23 protein-coding genes are annotated in these 19,688 nt (G+C 69.3%); 13 read left to right on the top strand and 10 right to left on the bottom strand.

Translation table 11 applies throughout. The features are described from left to right. Window positions 1-74 precede the first annotated feature (74 nt). The 3 genes from QE377_RS12550 (at window position 75) to QE377_RS12560 (ending at window position 2,219) form a co-directional block, all read left to right on the top strand. Window positions 75-590 (top strand): MarR family winged helix-turn-helix transcriptional regulator, encoded by a 516-nt coding sequence (locus tag QE377_RS12550; RefSeq protein WP_307323648.1) that lies wholly within the window; start codon window positions 75-77, stop codon window positions 588-590. A 295-nt stretch (window positions 591-885) separates the two neighbouring features. Continuing rightward, window positions 886-1,245: a hypothetical protein gene (locus QE377_RS12555; RefSeq protein ID WP_307323650.1), complete on the top strand. Its 360-nt coding sequence runs from the start codon at window positions 886-888 to the stop codon at window positions 1,243-1,245. A gap of 26 nt (window positions 1,246-1,271) precedes the next feature. Further along, entirely contained in the window at window positions 1,272-2,219 is a 948-nt protein-coding gene (locus tag QE377_RS12560) for a DMT family transporter (protein ID WP_307323653.1), read from the top strand. On the opposite strand, the gene QE377_RS12565 is transcribed toward QE377_RS12560, so the two are convergent. Further along, window positions 2,220-2,759 carry a nitroreductase family protein gene (locus QE377_RS12565; protein ID WP_307323655.1) on the bottom strand — a complete coding sequence of 180 codons (540 nt, stop codon included), beginning with the start codon at window positions 2,757-2,759 and terminating at the stop codon, window positions 2,220-2,222. After that, window positions 2,756-3,163: a peptide-methionine (R)-S-oxide reductase MsrB gene (gene msrB / locus QE377_RS12570; protein WP_307323657.1), complete on the bottom strand. Its 408-nt coding sequence runs from the start codon at window positions 3,161-3,163 to the stop codon at window positions 2,756-2,758. Before msrB ends, QE377_RS12565 begins: the two co-directional genes overlap by 4 nt. A gap of 69 nt (window positions 3,164-3,232) precedes the next feature. Between msrB and QE377_RS12575 the strand changes: the two genes are divergently transcribed. The 5 genes from QE377_RS12575 (at window position 3,233) to groL (ending at window position 7,306) form a co-directional block, all read left to right on the top strand. Next, entirely contained in the window at window positions 3,233-4,237 is a 1,005-nt protein-coding gene (locus QE377_RS12575) for a DUF2332 domain-containing protein (RefSeq protein WP_307323660.1), read from the top strand. 9 nt (window positions 4,238-4,246) lie between these two features. Next, window positions 4,247-4,516, top strand: coding sequence for a DUF3263 domain-containing protein (locus tag QE377_RS12580; RefSeq protein WP_307323662.1), 270 nt, complete (start codon window positions 4,247-4,249; stop codon window positions 4,514-4,516). A gap of 45 nt (window positions 4,517-4,561) precedes the next feature. Further along, window positions 4,562-5,164 carry a LytR C-terminal domain-containing protein gene (locus tag QE377_RS12585; RefSeq protein ID WP_307323666.1) on the top strand — a complete coding sequence of 201 codons (603 nt, stop codon included), beginning with the start codon at window positions 4,562-4,564 and terminating at the stop codon, window positions 5,162-5,164. 135 nt (window positions 5,165-5,299) lie between these two features. After that, window positions 5,300-5,503, top strand: a complete 204-nt coding sequence (locus QE377_RS12590) for a cold-shock protein (RefSeq protein WP_137417657.1) — start codon at window positions 5,300-5,302, stop codon at window positions 5,501-5,503. A gap of 183 nt (window positions 5,504-5,686) precedes the next feature. Continuing rightward, window positions 5,687-7,306, top strand: a complete 1,620-nt coding sequence (gene groL, locus QE377_RS12595) for a chaperonin GroEL (protein ID WP_137417656.1) — start codon at window positions 5,687-5,689, stop codon at window positions 7,304-7,306. Window positions 7,307-7,384: 78 nt separating this feature from the next. On the opposite strand, the gene QE377_RS12600 is transcribed toward groL, so the two are convergent. The 6 genes from QE377_RS12600 to QE377_RS12625 form a co-directional block, all read right to left on the bottom strand. Continuing rightward, window positions 7,385-7,672: a WXG100 family type VII secretion target gene (locus tag QE377_RS12600; protein ID WP_307323669.1), complete on the bottom strand. Its 288-nt coding sequence runs from the start codon at window positions 7,670-7,672 to the stop codon at window positions 7,385-7,387. Window positions 7,673-7,781: 109 nt separating this feature from the next. Further along, window positions 7,782-9,461, bottom strand: coding sequence for a cell wall metabolism sensor histidine kinase WalK (locus QE377_RS12605; protein ID WP_307323672.1), 1,680 nt, complete (start codon window positions 9,459-9,461; stop codon window positions 7,782-7,784). A gap of 83 nt (window positions 9,462-9,544) precedes the next feature. After that, on the bottom strand, window positions 9,545-10,231 hold the full coding sequence (locus QE377_RS12610) for a response regulator transcription factor (RefSeq protein WP_307323673.1): 687 nt from the start codon (window positions 10,229-10,231) through the stop codon (window positions 9,545-9,547). A gap of 56 nt (window positions 10,232-10,287) precedes the next feature. After that, window positions 10,288-11,949, bottom strand: coding sequence for a DNA repair helicase XPB (locus QE377_RS12615; protein ID WP_307323675.1), 1,662 nt, complete (start codon window positions 11,947-11,949; stop codon window positions 10,288-10,290). Between the two features lie 47 nt (window positions 11,950-11,996). After that, on the bottom strand, window positions 11,997-13,724 hold the full coding sequence (locus QE377_RS12620; RefSeq protein WP_307323678.1) for a helicase-associated domain-containing protein: 1,728 nt from the start codon (window positions 13,722-13,724) through the stop codon (window positions 11,997-11,999). Continuing rightward, a complete protein-coding gene (locus QE377_RS12625; protein WP_307323681.1) occupies window positions 13,721-13,996 on the bottom strand; it encodes a multidrug ABC transporter ATPase in 276 nt (91 codons plus the stop codon). The genes QE377_RS12620 and QE377_RS12625 overlap by 4 nt, the downstream gene beginning before the upstream one ends. A gap of 116 nt (window positions 13,997-14,112) precedes the next feature. On the opposite strand from QE377_RS12625, the gene QE377_RS12630 reads away from it, so the two are divergent. Together QE377_RS12630 and QE377_RS12635 are read left to right on the top strand one after the other, a co-directional pair. Next, window positions 14,113-14,496, top strand: a complete 384-nt coding sequence (locus QE377_RS12630) for a cold-shock protein (RefSeq protein ID WP_137419171.1) — start codon at window positions 14,113-14,115, stop codon at window positions 14,494-14,496. Continuing rightward, the gene (locus QE377_RS12635; RefSeq protein ID WP_307323685.1) at window positions 14,480-15,247 is read left to right on the top strand and encodes a DUF3027 domain-containing protein; all 768 of its coding nucleotides are present in this window, start codon (window positions 14,480-14,482) and stop codon (window positions 15,245-15,247) included. Before QE377_RS12630 ends, QE377_RS12635 begins: the two co-directional genes overlap by 17 nt. Before the next feature lie 111 nt (window positions 15,248-15,358). Here QE377_RS12635 and serC read toward each other — a convergent pair whose 3' ends face one another. Then, a complete protein-coding gene (gene serC, locus QE377_RS12640; protein ID WP_307323689.1) occupies window positions 15,359-16,471 on the bottom strand; it encodes a phosphoserine transaminase in 1,113 nt (370 codons plus the stop codon). Between the two features lie 96 nt (window positions 16,472-16,567). Between serC and QE377_RS12645 the strand changes: the two genes are divergently transcribed. From QE377_RS12645 to QE377_RS12655, 3 genes are all read left to right on the top strand, one after another. Beyond that, window positions 16,568-17,269: a metal-dependent transcriptional regulator gene (locus tag QE377_RS12645; RefSeq protein WP_307323692.1), complete on the top strand. Its 702-nt coding sequence runs from the start codon at window positions 16,568-16,570 to the stop codon at window positions 17,267-17,269. A 301-nt stretch (window positions 17,270-17,570) separates the two neighbouring features. Continuing rightward, a complete protein-coding gene (locus tag QE377_RS12650) occupies window positions 17,571-18,380 on the top strand; it encodes a M23 family metallopeptidase (RefSeq protein WP_307323695.1) in 810 nt (269 codons plus the stop codon). A gap of 299 nt (window positions 18,381-18,679) precedes the next feature. Next, entirely contained in the window at window positions 18,680-19,177 is a 498-nt protein-coding gene (locus QE377_RS12655; RefSeq protein WP_137417646.1) for an HNH endonuclease, read from the top strand. 6 nt (window positions 19,178-19,183) lie between these two features. Here the strand turns inward: QE377_RS12655 and QE377_RS12660 are convergent, their stop codons facing one another. Further along, the gene (locus tag QE377_RS12660; protein WP_307323698.1) at window positions 19,184-19,681 is read right to left on the bottom strand and encodes a MarR family winged helix-turn-helix transcriptional regulator; all 498 of its coding nucleotides are present in this window, start codon (window positions 19,679-19,681) and stop codon (window positions 19,184-19,186) included. Window positions 19,682-19,688: the final 7 nt, after the last annotated feature.

Consider the following 19,688-nt stretch of genomic DNA (forward strand, 5'->3'; position numbering starts at 1 on the left):
GGCTTGTTCGATGAGGACATTACTAGGTAGGCTAGCGATATGGCAAGCAAACATTTCGCGAATCGTGAGTTTCGATGAGCGACCGCGCAATGTACTGGTACAACGCGAACGACGTGCGCCAGCAAGCAGGCAGACGAGTGCTCGACGCGCTGCGCACGTATCGCGCCGCCGAGATGGCGATGCGCCGCCGCACCCAGGAGTCCATGGGCATGGGCGAGAACGACCTCCTCCTGCTGCAGTACCTCATGCGTGCAGCTCAACGGGGCGGAGAAGTCTCGCCCGTCGATATCGGCAGGTACCTAGGAGTCTCGACGCCCTCGGTGACGGGGATCCTGGATCGGCTCGAGCGCAGCGGACACCTGAAGCGCAAACCGCACCCGCAGGACCGTCGGCGGTTGCTTGTCGAGACGACGGATCTCGCCCACGTCGAGGTGCGCCGCACGCTGGACGGTATGCACACGCGGATGATGGCTGCCGTCCGGTCTCTCGGCCCCGGCGATGCAGACGCCATCGTCGGCTTCCTCCATGCGATGACGGAGGCCGTGGATGCGGTCGATTCCCCCATCGGCGCTGAAGCCTCCACTGCCTGAACCACGTCTCGGGGCGCCGGTCGTGCCGGGCGTACACTCGCGCGTAGGGGGAGATATGGGCAACGTCAGGATCCTGGGGGCCGCTTTCATCGTGGGGCTGTCGCTCGTGGTGGCGGGGTGCACAGCCACGCCCGATCCGCCACCCTCCACCAGCGCGCCGGCTCCCTCGCCCAGTACCCCGACGCCGACGGCGAGCGTCACCCTTGCGCCGAGCCCTCAGCCGCCGTCGGCGCAGATTCCGGCTGATTGCGGCGCGGTCGGATCCGCGGCAACCCGCGCCGCGACCGTCGACCAGATGACGGAGTACGGTGATGCGGCCCAGTTCACGCGCCCAGTACCACCCGACGCGAGCCTCGTCCTCGGTTGTAACTGGATCGTCGGCGACGCAACCGGATATCTCCTCCTGATCAGCAGAGCGGATGCGGATGAGGCACAGTCCTACGCGGAGTCGACGCTGCCGAGCGAAGGGTATTCGTGCCAGGTGGGGGACGAGCCCGCCTTCATCTGCACGCATACGATCGGCGGGACCACCTACCCCGTCGACAGCGTCGAGACGATCTACGTGCGGGACGGTGTGTGGATCTATCAGTCGGCGTCGAACACGGACGGGGAGGCGTTGCTGACCGACCTGGTCGCTGCCGTCTGGGGGTCGTGAACCGTGCCCCCGCGTAGTCTCGATCGGTGACCTCGCCCCACCCACGTCGCCTGCCCCGACCGATCGCCCTCGCCGGCGCTGTCCTCGTAGGCGTTCTCACGGCGACCCAGGCGCAGATCAACGGCGCGCTGGGCGCGGCGATCGGCGATGCTCTGACGGCCGCCGCCATCTCGTTCGGATCGGGCTTCCTCATCCTGCTCGCCCTCAGCGCGCTGCTGGCCGGCGGCCGCGCGGGAATCGCCCGCCTCATCGCGGGTGTTCGCGAGCGCCGCATCCCGGTATGGATGATCCTCGGCGGTGCCGCGGGAGCGTTCACCGTCTTCACGCAGGGACTCGCGGTCGCGGCGATCGGCGTCGCGGCCTTCACTGTCGGCGTGGTCGCGGGGCAGACCGTCAACGGGGTCGTCCTCGATCGGGTCGGCTACGGTCCCGCCGGCGTCGTCGGGGTCACCATCGGACGCCTTGTCGGGGCTCTGCTCGTCGTTGCGGCGGTGGTGGTCTCACTGGTGGGTGAGGGGGCCGCATCCGTTCCGGTCTGGCTGCTCGTGCTGCCCCTGCTCGCGGGCGCGGGAATCGCTTGGCAGCAGGCGACGAACGGACGACTGCGCAACGAGGTGGGCAGCCCGTTGACGGCCACACTCGTGAACTTCGCCGGCGGCACCGTGCTCCTGGCGGCGGCGGCCGCCGTCCGGCTCGGGATCGCGGGACCGCCTCGGCTGCCGTCCGAACCGTGGCTCTACGTGGGCGGTGCCATCGGCGTCGTCTACATCTTCCTGTCGGCCGCCCTTGTCCGGCACACCGGTGTGCTCCAACTGGGGCTCGGATCGGTGGTGGGCCTGCTCGGTGCTTCCGTCGTCATCGACGCGCTCTTTCCCGGACATGCCGGGCCGCCCATCGAGGTGGCGTTGATCGCCGTGGTCGTCGCTGTCGGCGGTGTCGTCGTCGCGACCGTCCCGCGCTGGCGGCGCCGATGATCAGCGCGGGAGCCTGCTGAGGAACGCCGCGCCGTCGATCTGCTTGATCCGTGTCTCGCGGGACAGGTCGGGTTTGCCCCCGACGTACAGCCACCCCAACAGCCGCTCGTTCTTGCGAAGCCCGTGCACCTTGGCGACGGCTTTGCTGCGGGTGTAGTGGCCCGTGCGCCAGATCACGCCCCATCCCGCCTCGTCGAGAGCGAGGCTCAGCATGTGCGCGACGCCGGACGCGACCGCCTCCTGCTCCCAATCCGGCACTTTGTCCTTCTGGATGCGCGCGACGACCGCGATCAGCAGCGGGGCGCGCAGCGGCTTGGTCGATGCGCCGTCCTTCTTCTCCGCCTTGTGTATCGCGCGTCCGAGACGCTCACGGTCTTCGCCGCGCAGCTCGATCAGCCGCCACGGTCGCAGCGACGAGTGGTCGGCCACCCGTCCCGCGGCCGCGACCATGTCGACGAGTTCGTCACGGGTCGGCGCCTCGTCGGTCACTTTGGACCACGATCGGCGCACGCGCATCGCGTCGCGTGCGCCGGTTGTCATTCGCCGGTCTCCGGGGTGAACTCGAGCGCGATCGAGTTCATGCAATACCGGTCGCCGGTGGGCGTGCCGAAGCCGTCGGGGAACACATGACCGAGGTGGGAGCCGCAGGAGGCGCAGCGCACCTCGGTGCGCACCATCCCGTGGCTGTTGTCCTCGATCAGTTCCACGGCTTCGGGGCGGACCGACTCGTAGAAGCTCGGCCAGCCGCAGTGCGAATCGAACTTCGTCCCGCTCTGGAACAGCTCGGCACCGCAGGCGGCGCAGGCGTACAGGCCTGCTCGCGACTCGTCGAGCAGCTCGCCCGTCCAGGCGCGCTCGGTCGCGGCCTCACGCAAGACCGCGTACTTGTCTGCTCCGAGCTCCTCGCGCCACTGCTCCTCGGACTTGTTCACTGCGTAGCTCATTGGTCCTCCTTCTGTCCCATTCAACCCGACCTGCGGGGGCACTGTTCCCGTGTGACCGAGAATGAGCGGATGAGCGAACTCGAGGCCGTCATCGCGCGTTACCGGCGCTTCGCCGAGGAAGAGGCGCCGGGCCGCAGCAGGCTCTACGAGAGCTGGGCGCACGCGGTGCAGACCACCCCGGAACTCGCCGCCGTCCTGGCGCGGATCCCGGCGACCCATCGGCAGCCACCCCTGGTGTTCGCCGTCAGCAGGCTTCTGGGAGCGCCGGAGACGGACGGCACGGAGTGGGGAGCATGGGTGCTCGCCCACGCCGACGCCCTCGTGGCGGAGTCCGCGGCCCGCTCGGTGCAGACGAACGAGCCCGGGCGCTGCGCCGCCCTGCTTCCCGCGCTGTCCCGGATCCAGGGTCCCGTCGCACTCCTGGAGGTCGGCGCCAGCGCAGGCCTGTGTCTGTACCCGGATCGCTACTCCTATCGCTACGTCTCGGAATCGGGCCGGGCGCGACGGCTGGATCCGATCGCCGGTCCCGCACCCGTGGTGCTCTCGTGCGACTGGAGCGGTCAGGAGGCGGAGCTGCGCATCCCGACGGTCGTGTGGCGGGCGGGCATCGACCTGCATCCGCTCGACGTCCGCTCTGCCGAGGATCGCCGCTGGCTCACGGGGCTCGTGTGGCCGGGGGAGAGCGGACGTCGGGAGCGCATCGATGCGGCACTCGACGTCGCGGCCGAAGAGCCTCCGATCCTGCACGCGGCGGATGCGGCGGCTCCCGGCGTCATCGCCGAGCTCGCGCGGGCCGCCCCGCCCGACGCGACGCTCGTGGTCACGACGCCGGGAGTCCTCGCCCACGTGCCCTGGGACGGGCGGCGTCGCATCATCGACGCGGCGCGGGCATCGGGGCGCTGGATCACGATCGACGCGCCGGGGCTGCACGACGGCTGGAGCGGGCCTATCGATTCGGTCGACTGGCCGAAGGATCGCTTCGCTCTGGCGCTGGACGGTGAGGTGCTCGCCGCGGTCGACCCGTTGGGGGCGGCCGTGGAGTGGCGTCCGGATGCGGCGGGACCGCTCGGTTAGCGTTGTCCCGTGCCCGTGCGCGACTCCGCATCCGACGCTCTGAGCGAGCGCGACTCCCAGCTGCTCGCCTTCGAGGCGCGCTGGCTCGGGCACACCGGCGCCAAGGAGGAGGCGATCCGCGTCGAGCTTCAGCTCGCCCCCGCGCGGTACTACCAACTGCTGGGAAGGCTGATCGATACGCAGGCCGCTCTGGCCCACGATCCGCTCCTCGTCGGCCGCCTGCGCCGCATCCGCGATGAGCGTCGGCGTGAGCGCTCGACAGCCCGCCGCGGCGCCTGAGCCTCGCTCCGCGGGCGGAGCGAGGGGCTCCGGTAGCATCGTGGGGTGTCCCGAAACCCGCATCCCCGCGACCGCTTCGACGACCTGCCGAACACCTCGGGGCGTGTCGGAGCCCACCGCGCCGAGAATCCGCGCATGCGGGCGGGAGTCGTCACCCTCTGGGCGATCGTCGTCACGATCGTCCTCATCGCTGCGGGGATCTTCGGGAGTCTGGTGCTTTCCGGGCGGATCGTGCTGGTGCCCTCGCTGACTCCGACGCCGACTCCGACTCCCGAAGTGACGCCCGTCGTCGACATGTCCTTCTCCGTGCTGGTGCTCAACGCGACGCCGGAGACGGGACTGGCGACCACCCTGAAGGACGAGCTCATCGCCAAGGGGTGGGGTGCCGACCTCGTCAACGCGAGCAGCGCCAGCGCCACCGACTTCCCGCAGACGACGGTCTACTACGCCTTCCCGGGGGACGAGGCAGCGGCCAAGGGTCTCGCCGAGCTCATCGGCGGGGCGGACGTCGCCGAGAGCAACCAGTACCAGCCGACCGACGACGCCGGCACGGCCGATGTGGACGAGTCGCAGGCGAAACAGCTCACGATCGTGATCGGACTGGACCGCACCGCTGCGGGGGCGCCGAGCCCCACTCCGACCCCCTGAGGCTCCTCCTCGACGGCCGCGTGTTTCCGCGGCGTAAACAGTTCGCTGCTGCTGTGTCAACTGTGCCGGATCCGTCGCTTCGACGCTGTTCGGGCTGCATACGATGACTGCGTTCTACAGCATCAGGAGACTCGTATGGCCCAGGGCACCGTCAAATGGTTCAACGCCGAGAAGGGGTATGGATTCATCACCTCCGGCGACGGTGAGGACGTCTTCGTCCACTACTCGAACATCGACATGACCGGATTCCGCGTCCTCGAAGAAGGGCAGGCCGTGGAGTTCACGGTCGGCAGCGGACAGAAGGGTCCGCAGGCCGAGTCGGTTCGCATCGTCGCCTGAGACCCCTACTCGCGAGACCCCCGAGCGCCCGTCGGTGCTCGGGGGTCTCGTCGTGTGCGCCGCGCTCGCTCACGGCACTCGCGGCGGCTTGCACTCCCCGGGGGCGAGTGCCAGAATGGATTAGCACTCGATATCACTGAGTGCTAAAGACACAAGCCAACGTCCGGGAGGGACGAGACACACATGGCAAAGATCATCGCTTTCGATGAGGAGGCCCGTCGTGGCCTCGAGCGCGGCCTGAACACCCTGGCCGACGCCGTCAAGGTGACCCTGGGTCCCCGTGGCCGCAACGTCGTCCTCGAGAAGAAGTGGGGCGCACCCACGATCACGAACGACGGTGTCTCCATCGCCAAGGAGATCGAGCTCGACGACCCGTACGAGAAGATCGGCGCGGAGCTCGTCAAGGAGGTCGCGAAGAAGACCGATGACGTCGCCGGTGACGGAACCACGACGGCCACGGTTCTCGCTCAGGCGCTCGTGCGCGAAGGTCTGCGCAACGTCGCAGCCGGCGCCGACCCCATCTCGCTCAAGAAGGGCATCGAGAAGGCCGTCGCCGCGGTGACCGAGGCGCTGCTGGCCGACGCCAAGGAGATCGAGTCCAAGGAGCAGATCGCCGCCACCGCGTCGATCTCCGCCGCTGACCCCGCGATCGGCGAGCTCATCGCCGAGGCGATCGACAAGGTCGGCAAGGAGGGTGTGGTCACCGTCGAGGAGTCCAACACCTTCGGCACCGAGCTCGAGCTCACCGAGGGCATGCGCTTCGACAAGGGCTACCTGAACCCCTACTTCGTGACCGACCCGGAGCGCCAGGAAGCGGTCTTCGAAGACCCCTACATCCTGATCGCCAACCAGAAGATCTCGAACATCAAGGACCTCCTGCCGATCGTCGACAAGGTGATCCAGGACGGCAAGGAGCTCCTCATCATCGCCGAGGACGTCGAGGGCGAAGCTCTCGCGACCCTGGTGCTGAACAAGATCCGCGGCATCTTCAAGTCGGCCGCCGTCAAGGCTCCCGGCTTCGGCGACCGCCGCAAGGCTCAGCTGCAGGACATCGCGATCCTCACGGGCGGCCAGGTCATCACCGAGGAGGTCGGCCTCAAGCTCGAGAACGCCACCCTCGACCTGCTCGGCCGTGCCCGCAAGGTCATCATCACCAAGGATGAGACCACGATCGTCGAAGGTGCCGGTGACTCCGCTCAGATCGAGGGTCGCGTGACCCAGATCCGTCGCGAGATCGACAACACGGACAGCGACTACGACCGCGAGAAGCTCCAGGAGCGCCTCGCCAAGCTCGCGGGTGGCGTCGCCGTCATCAAGGCGGGCGCGGCCACCGAGGTGGAGCTCAAGGAGCGCAAGCACCGCATCGAGGACGCCGTCCGCAACGCGAAGGCTGCCGTTGAGGAGGGTGTCGTCGCCGGTGGTGGCGTCGCGCTCATCCAGGCCGGCAAGACCGCGTTCCAGGGGCTGACGCTGACGGGCGACGAGGCGACCGGCGCGAACATCGTTCGTGTCGCGATCGAGGCTCCGCTCAAGCAGATCGCCCTCAACGCCGGTCTCGAGCCCGGTGTCGTCGCCAACAAGGTGGCTGACCTGCCCGTCGGTCACGGCCTGAACGCCGCGACCGGTGAGTACGGCGACCTCTTCGCGCAGGGCATCATCGACCCCGCCAAGGTCACCCGTTCGGCGCTGCAGAACGCCGCGTCGATCGCCGGTCTGTTCCTGACCACCGAGGCCGTCGTCGCCGACAAGCCGGAGAAGGCTGCCGCCGCTCCTGCTGACCCGTCGGGCGGCATGGACTTCTGAGTCCAGACCTCACGAACGGATGCCCCGGCCCCGCAAGGGACCGGGGCATCCGCCGTTTCCGGTGGGGGACCGGAGATCTCAGCGGAACAGTGTCATGTTCGCCTGCTCCGCTTCGGTGTAGTGCTGTGCGGCCACGCCGAGCGCCACGTGGATGCTCGCGAGGGCGTCCTCCACGGTGCGCTGGGCGGCCCGCCACTGTTCGATCGTGCCCTGGAACATGCCGGATGCGGCCCCGGTCCACGAGCTCTGGAGCGCGCCCAGCTGCGCGAGCAGCGCGGTGGACTCTCCCTGCAGCCGGTCGATGGTTCCACGGATCGCGATGGTCGCTGCCGCCACTTGGTCGCTGTCTACGGCGAAGGTCGCCATGGGGAGCCCCTCTCTGTCGGAGACTCCGACGCTAGACGCGGCGCGCGAGGCCCGGGGGGACGTCCGTGACGGCTGGGGGCCACGCGCCGGCTTTCGCCGACTGGGGAGATCAGGACAGCGGAAGATCCGGCAGACGCTCCAACGGCTGGGTGTCGATGAGCAGGTGTGCGGAGGCGTCCTGGTCGACGGCGAGGGGGAGCGAGACCCGGAAGGTCGCCCCGCCGCCCTCGGTGTCTCGCACCTCGACGGCTCCCTGCAGCGACTCCACGATGGAGGCGACGATCGACAGACCGAGCCCCGATCCGCCCGTCTCCCGGGCGCGCGAGGTGTCGGCGCGCCAGAACCGCTGGAAGATCTGCGTGCGGATCTGCTCCGGAATACCTTCGCCGTGATCGATCACGTCGATCCAACCCATGCGGTTCTCGAGGTCCGTGCCCACGCGCAGCTCGATGGGGGAGTCCGGCGCGGAGAAGCGCTGCGCGTTGCCCAGCAGGTTCGCGACGACCTGACGGATGCGGTTCTCCTCGCCCATGACGACCGGCGGCATCATCGGCGTGCGCGGATGGAAGGCCACGGGCAGCGGCTGCACCTCTCCGGTGTCGCCGCCGTCGCGCGAGCGTCGTCGCAGGCGCGCAGCCAGGGTGATCGCGGCCGTGGGAACAGCGCCGCGCCGCCGTGGCGGCACATCTGCGGGTGCCTGCGGTGAGGCCGAGACCGGGGGTGTGCGCAGGGGCTCGGGAGCGGCGGAGGTCGTATCGATCACGCTCACGCGGCGCTGCGGTGCAGAGGCGCCGACATCCAGTGCCGCGTCGCGGGCGATCGGGCGCAGGTCGACGGGTGCGAGCACGAGATCGCGTTTCTCGTCGAGGCGTGCGAGCGCCAGAAGATCCTCGACCATGGCGGTCATGCGCATGGCCTCCTTCTCGATGCGCTCCATCGCCTGCGCGGTGGCTTCCGCATCCGGGATCGCGCCCATCCGGTAGAGCTCCGCGTAACCGCGCACGGTCACGAGAGGCGTACGCAGCTCGTGGCTCGCATCACCGATGAACCGGCGCATCTGGCGCACGGTGGCGTCGCGCTGCGAGATCGCCGCGTCGACGCGCCCGAGCATCGTGTTGATGGCGCGCTTGAGTCGGCCGACCTCGGTGGTGTCGGGCTCGATGTCGGTCATGCGTTGGCTGAAGTCGCCGCCGGCGATCGCATCGGCCGTACGCTCCACCTGCCCGAGGCTGCGGAAGGTGAGGGTCACGACCCACCGTATGAGGAAGGCGCTCGCGATCACGATGACCAGCGCCAGGATCGCGTAGATGCCGAGATAGGTCGCGACGATCCGCTCCGTCGGCCCGGTCGGCACAGCCACCAGCTGCACGACGGTCGCGTTCGTCCCCTCCACCGGGGTCACGATCACCGTTGCACGGAAGTGCGAGTTGTTGCTGCCGTCGAGCGTCGTGACGGTGTCCTGGTCGATGTAGGCGCGGTCGCATGGGTAGGTGTCGGGAAGCACCGGCGTCGTCGACGCATCCTGGCCTCCCGCGACCGCCAGCCGAGCGCCCTCCGCCGTGCAGGCGTACAGGGCCACCGTGTACGCGGTGCCGCCGGCCTCTTCCCTGGGCGCGAACTCGAGGGTGCCGTCGGCGTCGATCGTGGCTTCCACCAGCGCGCTCGCGATCGCCGACTGGGCCACCTGCTTGAGGTTCTGGTCGAGGTTCGTCAGCAGTGTGGTGCGCAGGAACACCATGGTGCCCAGCCCCGCCGCGAGCAGACCGACGACGAGCACCGCCACTGTCACTCCGGTCACCTTCGCGCGCAGGCTGATCCCGCGCCACCAGCGTGTGACGCTGTCGCTCTCGGTGCCCAGGGCGCGCTCCGGTGTCAGGACTTGGTCTTCAGCATGTAGCCGAAGCCGCGCTTGGTCTGGATGAGGGGCTCAGAGGAGTGCGGGTCGATCTTGCGACGCAGGTACGAGATGTAGCTCTCGACGATGCCGGCGTCGCCGTTGAAGTCGTACTCCCAGACGTGATCGAGGATCTGCGCCTTGGACAGAACCCGGTTCGGGTTGAGCATGAGGTAGCGCAGCAGCTTGAACTCCGTCGGGCTCAGCTCGATCTGCGCGTCGCCCACGTACACGTCATGCGTGTCCTGGTCCATGGTGAGCTCACCGGCGCGGATCACGGACTCCTCGTCCGCCTGCATCGTGCGGCGCAGGATCGCCTGGATGCGGGCGACGATCTCATCGAGCGAGAACGGCTTGGTGACGTAGTCGTCGCCCCCGGCGTTCAGCCCGGTGATCTTGTCCTCCGTATCGTCCTTCGCGGTGAGGAACAGGATGGGAGCGGTGTATCCGGCCTCACGGAGGCGCTTGGTCACGCTGAAGCCGTTCATGTCGGGCAGCATGACATCGAGCACGATGAGATCCGGCTCCTCCTCGAGGACGGCCGAGATCGTCTGTGCCCCGTTGGAGACGGCGCGAACCTGGAAACCGGCGAACTTGAGACTCGTGATGAGCAGGTCGCGGATGTTCGGTTCGTCGTCGACGACGAGGATGCGCGGTGCGGTCATAGGCCCATTATGGTGACCGATTCGGTGGGATGGCTGGATGCGGGCGTTCCGGCGGGTCAGCGCGTTGCGGCCAGCAGGTCGTCCGCATCCAGGATCGTGTAGCTGTAGCCCTGTTCGGCGAGGAAGCGCTGACGGTTCTGCGCGAAGTCCTGGTCGACCGTGTCGCGGGCGATGAGCGTGTAGAAGCTGGCCGTATGGCCGTTGCTCTTCGGCCGCAGCAGGCGCCCGAGGCGCTGCGCCTCCTCCTGACGGGAACCGAACGATCCGGACACCTGGATCGCGACGGACGCATCCGGCAGGTCGACAGAGAAGTTGGCGACCTTCGAGACCACGAGCAGCGGCACCGTGCCCTCGCGGAAGGCCTGGTAGAGCTGTTCGCGCTCGTCGACCGGCGTCGCGCCGGTGATCTTGGGGGCGCCGAGGGCCTCGGCGATGATGTCGATCTGGTCGAGATACTGACCGATCACGAGGATCTGCTCGTCGCTGTGCCGTGCGGCGAGCGCGCGGACGACATCGATCTTCGCCGGTGCCGTGGCGGCCAGGCGATAACGGTCCTCGTCGACGGCTGCGGCGTACTCGAGCCGCTCGTCGGCGGGCAGGTCGACGCGCACCTCGAAGCAGGCGGCGGGTGAGATGAAGCCCTGAGCCTCGATCTCCTTCCAGGGCGCGTCGAAGCGCTTGGGGCCGATGAGGCTGAAGACGTCGCCCTCGCGTCCGTCCTCTCGAACGAGCGTCGCCGTGAGACCGAGGCGCCGACGCGCCTGCAGATCGGCGGTCAGCTTGAACACGGGTGCCGGCAGCAGATGCACCTCGTCGTAGACCACGAGGCCCCAATCCAGCGCATCGAGCAGGGCGAGGTGGGCGTATTCGCCCTTCCGCTTGGCGGTGAGGATCTGATACGTCGCGATCGTGACGGGCTTGATCTCTTTGACCTGGCCCGAGTACTCGCCGATCTCCTCCGGGGTGAGCGTCGTGCGCTTGAGCAGCTCGTCGCGCCATTGGCGCGCGCTGACCGCGTTGGTCACGAGGATGAGCGTCGTGGTCTTGGTATCGGCCATCGCGGCGGCTCCCACGAGGGTCTTGCCCGCGCCGCACGGCAGCACGACGACGCCGGAGCCGCCTTCCGTGAAGATGTCCACGGCCTGGCGCTGGTAGGGGCGCAGCGACCAATCCGTCTCTTCGAGGTCGATCGGATGCGGGGTGCCGGGGGTGTATCCCGCGAGGTCTTCGGCCGGCCAGCCGATCTTCAGCAGTTCCTGCTTGATCTGGCCTCGCGCCCAGGCATCGATCACGTGGACACCGGGCGAGGGGTGCGCGATGAGCAGGGGCTGGATGCGCTTGTTGCGGGAGACCTCGGCGAGCACGGCCGCATCCGTGGAGCGCAGCAGAAGCGCGTCGTCGTCGTCGCCGTAGGGACCGCGCTCGATCACGAGGCGTCCGTAGCGGCCGACGGTCTCGCGGATGTCGGTGGCGACCGACGGCGGCACGGGGAAGCGCGACCAGCGGTCGAGGGTGTCGAGCATGTCCTGCGCGTCGTGGCCGGCGGCGCGGGCGTTCCACAGTCCGAGACGCGTGATGCGGTAGGTGTGGATGTGCTCCGGAGCGCGCTCGAGTTCGGCGAAGACGGCAAGCTCGTGCCGTGCGTTCTCGGACTCGGGGTGCGCGACTTCGAGCAGAACCGTGCGATCGCTCTGGACGATCAGGGGGCCGTCGGACATAACCGTCGAGTTTACCGGCGCAGCGGTGGATGCGGGTCGGCTCGCCGTCAGCGCGGACTCACCGAGACGATGCTCGTCATCGGCAGGGTGCGCTCGACGTCGGCCGCGCGGTCGAGTCCGCGAAGGCGGCCACCGCCGAGACCCGTCGCCTCGAGCGCGAAGACCCGTGTCGACCCGTCGGGCAGGCTCACCGTGACGTCGATCGCCGCGCGGGCGCGCACGGCTTGTTCGAGTTCGCGCTCCAGCCATGCGGCGTCCGCATCCCCGGACTGCGCACCGCGCAGCGCCGCGATGAGCGCCCCGTACTGTTCGCTCGGGGCAGGCTCGGTCGCGGGCCGCCGCGTCGCCCGTCGCACGACCCGCTCGAGCTGATCGTTCTCGTCGACGGCGACCACGGGGTAGCGCGCGTCCACGAGCGACCAGTAGACCGCGTCCCGCCCGGCGCGCGAGACGAGGGTGCCCTCGTGCTCGACGAGACCGACGGGTCGCAGCGATTGGTCGACGGCGATGGTGGCGAGCAGCTGCGGGGTCGCGCTGCGCACCACCGTGCGGCCGGTTGCCGCATCCGTGCCGACGCGGATCGCGCCGTGGCGCGCGGCAGTCGCGTCGATGAGATAGGCCAGCGGCTGGGGAATACCGGTGAGGGAGATCTCGCTCAGGAAGGCGTGCACGGACTCGGCGCTCTCGCCGCCGCTCATCGCGGCCGTCAACGACTCGGCGGTGAAGCGATAGGTCGACGCCTGCGCTCTGGTCTCGCGTGTCGCCATCCGGCGGAGTCGCTGCTCGAGCCGCGGCGCGAGCGGGCCGGGGGAGATCGCCGAGAGGTCGGCCTGCAGATAGATCTTGTCGACTTCCGGCGGCAACGCCGCCGTCAGCGTGCGGGTGTCGACGTCGCCGGTGCTCGACAGTTGCGCGGCCCAGGGCAGCAGGCCGTCGTCGGCGAGGACGCCCCACAGCACCCCCCGGCGCACCAGGGCCGCAGCCTGACCCGGCCATTCGGGATCGAGGCGGTAGACGCCCGCCCACACCGGGGGCGGGAGGAAACCGCCCTCGGGCGTGCGCAGGGCTTCGGGAAGAGCGCGCACGTACGCCGTCGCGACCTCGCCCCATCGATCGCTCGTGCCCGCGTCGAGCCACTCGGGCGCCGCATCCGTCGCCTGCCAGCTGCGATCCTCGTCGCTGAGCAGACCGGCGTCGGCGCCGAGGAGGATCAGATCCTCCAGCTGCTCCGTCGACGCGACCGCGCCGTCGTCGACGAGTCGGCGGCGTTCGGTCGCGCTGACCGCGCCGGCGCCCGTGCGCGACAGGGGAGCGGACGCGGCGGCGAGCAGGATGTCGGCGAGTGAGGCGACCTGCTCGAAGGCGCGCTCCGCCGCTGCCGCGACGCTCTGCGGATCTGCGGGGGCGAGGGGGATCGCCTCGGGGGATGCGAACGCCTCGGACCCGGCGCGTTCGGCCAGGCGCGACCGCACCGCCTGGAACGGGATGCCGTCGGCATCGAGCAGGGCACGGGATGCGAGCGCCGCACGCAGGGGCGGAGCGACCGGCTCCGTCTGCGCCGAGGCCAGGGCCGCGAGTTCGGGTGCCGCCAGCCGGGTCAGGGCGCGATCGACGCTGACGTCGCTGAGAAGAGTCGCCGCGACATCGAAGAAGTCTTGCGCAGGAGTCGACGGCGCGAGCCTGCGGGCGGCGAAGAGCTGGGCCAGCTCCTCATCACCGGACGCGGCAAGCAGCGACGCCAGCGCGCGTTCGTCCGAGGGGCCCGCCACCGTCACCCGGCTCGGTTCGCCCGAGCCCTTCTGATGAAGGCGCGGATGATGACGGTGAGCATGAGCACGAACGCCAGCGGGGGCGCGATGTAGACGATGGTGCTCACGGCCGGCCAGATGCCCGTGCCGTAGTCCTCGTGGGTGAGACCCATCGCCGTGCTGATCATGATGGACAGGAACGACAGCACCGAGAGCGCGAGCAGCCCCAGCGCCATGAACGCGAGGATGCGGTCGAGGCGGCTGACCGGGAGGTCGCTGTCGGGCGTGGGCTTGCTCATCCGCATCAGCCTATCGTCTCGGCGGGGGTGTCGTAGGCTGGAACCAGGGGATCTTCCGATCCGCGTTCCGTCGCGCCCGCGAACATTTTCGGGTGCAGAGCAGCAGCGAGGTGTCCATGCCCACCGGCAAGGTCAGGTTCTACGACGAGGAGAAGGGGTTCGGCTTCATCTCCTCGGATGACGGTCAGGACGTCTTTCTTCACGCCACGGCTCTTCCGCAGGGCACGACCTCGGTCAAGCCCGGCACACGGCTGGAGTTCGGTGTGGCCGACGGCAAGCGCGGACTGCAGGCGCTGTCGGTGAGGGTGCTCGATGCCCCCGTCAGCCTCGCGAAGCGTGCGCGCAAGCCCGCCGACGACATGGCGATCATCCTCGAAGACCTCGTGAAGCTGCTCGACGGGATCGGCGGCGACCTGCGCCGCGGGCGCTACCCCTCGTCGTCGCATTCGAAGAAGATCGCCGCCGTGCTGCGCAAGGTAGCCGATGACCTCGACGCCTGAGTCCGGCGCGGAGCCGGTCTCGGATGAGGCCGTCGAGGCGGAGCTCGTCGCGCAGGCCGATGAGACCGTCGTGACGGAGGTGGCGGCGGAGGAAGCCGCCGTCGCCGACGCGACCGAGCCCGAGGCCGAGCCTCGTGAGCCCGAGGTCGAGCCTCGTGAGCCCGATGCCGAGCTTCTCGCCGCCCACGAGCTGGCGCTGTCCGCGCTCCACGAGATCACCAAACCGCAGACCGTGGGGCCGGCGGCCGGATACGCGCTCGAGGCCGACGGCGTCGTCTCGCTCCGCTTCGAGAACCGCCTGGCCGGATACCCGGGCTGGTACTGGACGGTCTCGTTGGCGCGCGTCGAGGGTGCCGAGCCCACGGTCCTCGAGGTCGAGCTGCTCCCCGGCGACGGCGCCCTGCTCGCGCCCGAGTGGGTGCCGTGGGCCACGCGACTGGCGGAGTACCACGCCCAGCAGGCCGCTGCGGCGGAAGCGGCAGCGGAGGCCGAGGGCGATGAGGACGACGCCGAGGACGACGAGTCCGATGAGGACGCGGACGACCTCGACGATGCCGACGACGAGTCGGAGGATGACGGCGAGTCGATCCTCCACGCGGGCGACGTCGACGGCGTCGACATCGACGAGCTCGACGACGACTACGACGAGTCCGACGACGATGAGTCCGACGAAGAGGACGAGTCCGAAGAGGACGACGACGAGGACGAGTCGGAGGATGACGAGTCTGACGAAGACTCCGACGAGGACTGAGTCCGCCACGGGCGACGCCCACTGAGCATCCGTTCGCCGGGTGAGCATCACATCGAATGCTCACCCGGCGAACGTGTACTCACCCGGTGGGAGGGCGAAGCCCCGCCCGGGTCAGAGGTGCTCGAGCGTGTAGTCGATGCTGCGCGTCAGCTGGCGCACGTCGTCGGGATCGATCGAGGTGAACGTCGCCACCCGCAGCTGGTTGCGGCCGAGCTTGCGGTACGGCTCCGTGTCGACGATGCCGTTCGCGCGCAGGCTCGCAGCGACGGCCGCCGCATCCACGCTCTCGTCGAAGTCGATCGTGACGACCACGGGGGAGCGGTCTGCGACGTCGGCGACGAAAGGCGTCGCGACGCTCGACGCCTCGGCCCAGTCGTAGAGCACCTGCGACGACTCCGCGGTGCGCGCCGCCGCCCAGCCCAGGCCGCCGTTGCCGTTGATCCAGCGCACCTGCTCGTCGAGCAGCACGAGCGTCGACAGTGCCGGCGTGTTGAGCGTCTGCTGCAGGCGGGAGTTGTCCAGAGCGTTCTTCAGGCTCAGGAACTCCGGGATGTAGCGACCGGACGCGGCGATGCGCTCGATGCGCTCGATCGCCGCGGGTGAGACCGCCGCGAAGAACAGGCCGCCGTCGGAGCCGAGGTTCTTCTGCGGGGCGAAGTAGTAGACATCGGTCTCGGCCACGTCGAAGTCGATGCCGCCCGCCGCGCTCGTCGCGTCGATCACCGTCAGGGCGCCGGCGTCCCCGGCGACGCGGGCGATGCGGGTGGCGACACCCGTCGAGGTCTCGTTGTGCGGCCAGGCGTACACGTCGACGCCCTCCACGACCTCGGAGGAGGCGCTCGTGCCGGGCTCGGCCTTGCGGACGTCGGGCGCCTGCAGCCACGGTGCGGCCGCGGCGGCGGCGAACTTGCCGCCGAACTCGCCGAACACCAGGTTCTGCGCGCGGTTCTCGATGAGGCCGAAGGCAGCCGCATCCCAGAAGGCGGTCGATCCGCCGTTGCCGACGACGATCTCGTATCCCTCGGGCAGGCGCAGCAGTGCCGCGAGGCCCTCCCGCACGCTCGCGACGAGGTTCTTCACCGGAGCCTGGCGGTGCGAGGTGCCCAGCAGCGACGAACCGCGCTCGGCCAGAGCAGCGACCTGCTCCGGGCGGATCTTGGAGGGGCCGCATCCGAAGCGGCCGTCGGCGGGCAGGATCTCGCGGGGGAGCACGACGTGGGACATGGCTCGATTCTAGGGCCGTGCTCGCCGTCGACCGCCGTGACCATCGTCACGTTGGATAGGCTCTCCTCGGGCCCCTATGACTTCGAGGACACGTTTATGACCGACCTGATCGACACGACAGAGATGTACCTGCGCACCATCCTCGAGCTCGAGGAGGAGAACATCGTTCCGCTGCGTGCACGCATCAGCGAACGACTCGGTCACTCCGGCCCGACCGTCTCGCAGACCGTCGGCCGGATGGAGCGTGACGGCCTTGTCGTCGTCTCGGACGATCGCTCGCTGGAGCTGACGGGCGCCGGTCGGCAGAAGGCCGTCGACGTCATGCGCAAGCACCGCCTCGCGGAGCGTCTGCTCAGCGACGTGATCGGGCTCGATTGGGCCTACGTCCACGAAGAGGCCTGCCGCTGGGAGCACGTCATGAGCGAGCAGGTCGAGCGTCGGCTCGTCGAGCTGCTCGGACACCCCACCGAGTCGCCCTACGGGAACCCCATCCCGGGTCTGGACCAGCTGGGCGATCTGCCCAGCTCCACGTTCGAGGAGGGCGTCGTCGGCCTCGTTCGCAAGCTCGACGCCGAGGGCGGTCCGATCGCCGGCACCGTGCGTCGCCTCGCAGAGCCCGCCCAGGTCGACCCCGAGCTCCTGCAGCAGCTGCGCGCCGCCGGTGTGGTCCCCGGTGCCGCCGGATCGTTCCAGTACAACGAGGGCTACGTCCTCGTGCAGATGGACGGTTCGGACGAGGGACTGGAGCTTCCTGTCGAGGTCGCCGGCCACATCTTCCTCGTCGCCGACGCTCGCTGAGAGCTGTCCTCCACAGCTCGTCGGGGTATTGATCCGGCCCGCGCCGGCGTGACTTATTCGTTACCTTCGGGTAGCCTCGGACAGTCCGCAGGTGAGAAGCCCACCGATGGATCCCGCACGGATTGCCTCTCCGGCTCGTCGTCCGTGTGGTGCAACCCGCATATCGTGCCCCGACATCGAGTGCCGACGAGCCAGCGCTATGAGCGCGGAGGCGCCGGAGGATGATTTGGCTGAACAGAACGACGATTCGTCGGTAGGCGCGCCCGAGGCCGCCGCGAGTCCCGTGACCAGTCGCCGCAGCATGCGCGAACTGGCTCGCACCGCCCAGGGTCAGGTGACCCGCACCAAGACCGCTGTCGTACGCGCCGCACGTCCGGCCCGCAGCGGCCGCAGCTTCCGCAAGCCCCTGCGCAGCGTCGTGATCCTCAGCATGGTCGGCGGTCTCGTCGCGACCGTCGCCCTTCCCGCCTACGCCGCCTTCAACGGCGGTACGGATGCGGCCACCATCGAGCAGGTCGCGGCAGAGAACCCGCAGTCGCTCGTCGTCGCCTCCACGGTCACCTCGGCAGGCCTCGACCGCGGCAGCTACGCGGCGACCACGCCCGAAGAGGTCGAGAAGAAGAAGGCCGCCGAAGCCGCCGCCGCGCGCATCGCCGCCGCCGGTTCCGCCGCCTCGTTCTCCGCCGCCAACATCGACCTGAACATGGTCGCCCCCGGCAGTGGTGCCGTGCGCTGGCCGCTCGACATGTCGCAGATCCGCGTCGGCCGCGGATTCGGTGCCGACGGCTACCACCAGGGCGTCGACCTGCTCGGCGCGGCCGGTACCCCCGAGTTCGCCGCCGCGGCGGGAACCGTCCGCGTCGCAGGCTGGTATTACGGCTACGGCTACGCGGTCGTGCTCGACAGCGTGATCAACGGCCAGAGCGTCACGACGCTGTACGGCCACATGACCCAGACCCTGGTGAACCCGGGCGACTACGTCGAGGCCGGCCAGATCATCGGCCTGATGGGAAGCACCGGCTCCTCCACCGCCAACCACCTCCACTTCGAGGTGCGCATCGGCGGCGGACTGGTCGACCCGTACGCCTGGCTGCAGGCCAACGCGGGCTGACCCCGACACGATTCCGAGAGTTCATCAAGCACGCGTCCCGGGCGCGTCGCGGTGGGCTACCCTGAGGGCACGACGCTGAGAGAAGCGGAGGGCGCCGATGGGCAGTTCACCACGCATCCGAACCATGGATGCGCTCGGTCTGCTCGTCCTTCGGCATCACGTGACCGACACTCACGGGTTTCCCGTGTGTTCAAGGCGCTGTCCATGAGACAGCGCCTTTTTTCATGCCTCCGCACCCCCGATGCGTCCATCGAATCGAATATCCGCGAAGCCGTCCGGGCCATTCGAGAGGACAGGGAATGCGCACACTGGTGCTGAACGCCGGCTACGAGCCGCTGGCCGTCGTCTCCTTCAAACGAGCGCTCGTGCTCGTCATGAACGAGAAGGCGACCATCGTCGAACGCGTCGAGGACGTGCCCATCTGGGGTACGACGCAGATCTATGACCGGCCCGCGGTCATCATCCTCACCCGCTACGTGCGCATACCGAATGTGCGCAACGTGCCGGTCACCCGCCGGGGCGTGCTGCGCCGCGACGGGCACCGTTGCGCATACTGCGGGAAGGCCGCATCCACCATCGACCACGTGCTGCCGCGTTCGCGCGGCGGGCGCGACACCTGGCAGAACCTGGTGGCGTGCTGCCTGCGCTGCAACAACGTCAAGGGAGATCGCACGCCGCAGGAGATGTCGTGGACGCTGCGGCTCGTGCCGGACGTGCCGCACGGTTCGGGCTGGAGCGTGCGCGGAACCGAGCGGGCCGATCCGCGGTGGGAGCCGTACCTGGCGCTCGCCGCCTGAGCGCTCCTACCGCTCGAGTCGCTCGCTCCAATGCTGCAGGATGCGGGCGAGCTGGTCCGCATCCGGCGCATCCAACATCGCGACCAGGCGATGCTCGTTGACGATGTGGGCGGTGAAGGCGTCGTCGATCAGCGCGCGCCCGGCATCGGTCAGCGCGACCAGGCGGCGCCTGCCGTCGGCGTCGGATCCGGAACGTGTGACCAGGCCGCGCTCGACGAGGCGGTCGACGCGCTTGGTGAGTCCGCCCGAGGTGACCATCGTGTGCTCGGCCAGCTCGCCGGCCGGCCTGCTGTAGGGCGCGCCTGCTCGCCGGAGTGAGGCGAGCAGATCGAACTCCGCCTCGGTGAGCCCGAAGCGGGCGTAGACCGCGGTGAGCTCGCGGGTGAGGGCCATGCCCACGCGGTGGATGCGGCCGATGACGCCCTGGGGGGAGGGGTCGAGATCGGGACGCTCTCGTCGCCAGTCGTCCTGGATGCGGGTGACGCGATCCTCGATTCCGCTCATGCGACCA

Origin of the sequence: Microbacterium sp. SORGH_AS_0862 (assembly GCF_030818795.1) — a bacterium.
Taxonomy (GTDB): domain Bacteria; phylum Actinomycetota; class Actinomycetes; order Actinomycetales; family Microbacteriaceae; genus Microbacterium.

What these genes read in the sequence shown, in the direction of transcription:
- QE377_RS12555 (WP_307323650.1), top strand. Translation starts at nt 886, where the DNA reads ATGACGGAGTACGGTGATGCGGCCCAGTTCACGCGCCCAGTACCACCC.
- QE377_RS12660 (WP_307323698.1), bottom strand. Translation starts at nt 19,681, where the DNA reads ATGAGCGGAATCGAGGATCGCGTCACCCGCATCCAGGACGACTGGCGA.
- QE377_RS12610 (WP_307323673.1), bottom strand. Translation starts at nt 10,231, where the DNA reads ATGACCGCACCGCGCATCCTCGTCGTCGACGACGAACCGAACATCCGC.
- QE377_RS12630 (WP_137419171.1), top strand. Translation starts at nt 14,113, where the DNA reads ATGCCCACCGGCAAGGTCAGGTTCTACGACGAGGAGAAGGGGTTCGGC.
- serC (WP_307323689.1), bottom strand. Translation starts at nt 16,471, where the DNA reads ATGTCCCACGTCGTGCTCCCCCGCGAGATCCTGCCCGCCGACGGCCGC.
- QE377_RS12565 (WP_307323655.1), bottom strand. Translation starts at nt 2,759, where the DNA reads ATGACAACCGGCGCACGCGACGCGATGCGCGTGCGCCGATCGTGGTCC.
- QE377_RS12550 (WP_307323648.1), top strand. Translation starts at nt 75, where the DNA reads ATGAGCGACCGCGCAATGTACTGGTACAACGCGAACGACGTGCGCCAG.
- QE377_RS12615 (WP_307323675.1), bottom strand. Translation starts at nt 11,949, where the DNA reads ATGTCCGACGGCCCCCTGATCGTCCAGAGCGATCGCACGGTTCTGCTC.
- QE377_RS12650 (WP_307323695.1), top strand. Translation starts at nt 17,571, where the DNA reads ATGCGCGAACTGGCTCGCACCGCCCAGGGTCAGGTGACCCGCACCAAG.
- msrB (WP_307323657.1), bottom strand. Translation starts at nt 3,163, where the DNA reads ATGAGCTACGCAGTGAACAAGTCCGAGGAGCAGTGGCGCGAGGAGCTC.
- QE377_RS12635 (WP_307323685.1), top strand. Translation starts at nt 14,480, where the DNA reads ATGACCTCGACGCCTGAGTCCGGCGCGGAGCCGGTCTCGGATGAGGCC.
- QE377_RS12590 (WP_137417657.1), top strand. Translation starts at nt 5,300, where the DNA reads ATGGCCCAGGGCACCGTCAAATGGTTCAACGCCGAGAAGGGGTATGGA.
- QE377_RS12625 (WP_307323681.1), bottom strand. Translation starts at nt 13,996, where the DNA reads ATGAGCAAGCCCACGCCCGACAGCGACCTCCCGGTCAGCCGCCTCGAC.
- groL (WP_137417656.1), top strand. Translation starts at nt 5,687, where the DNA reads ATGGCAAAGATCATCGCTTTCGATGAGGAGGCCCGTCGTGGCCTCGAG.
- QE377_RS12655 (WP_137417646.1), top strand. Translation starts at nt 18,680, where the DNA reads ATGCGCACACTGGTGCTGAACGCCGGCTACGAGCCGCTGGCCGTCGTC.
- QE377_RS12575 (WP_307323660.1), top strand. Translation starts at nt 3,233, where the DNA reads ATGAGCGAACTCGAGGCCGTCATCGCGCGTTACCGGCGCTTCGCCGAG.
- QE377_RS12600 (WP_307323669.1), bottom strand. Translation starts at nt 7,672, where the DNA reads ATGGCGACCTTCGCCGTAGACAGCGACCAAGTGGCGGCAGCGACCATC.
- QE377_RS12645 (WP_307323692.1), top strand. Translation starts at nt 16,568, where the DNA reads ATGACCGACCTGATCGACACGACAGAGATGTACCTGCGCACCATCCTC.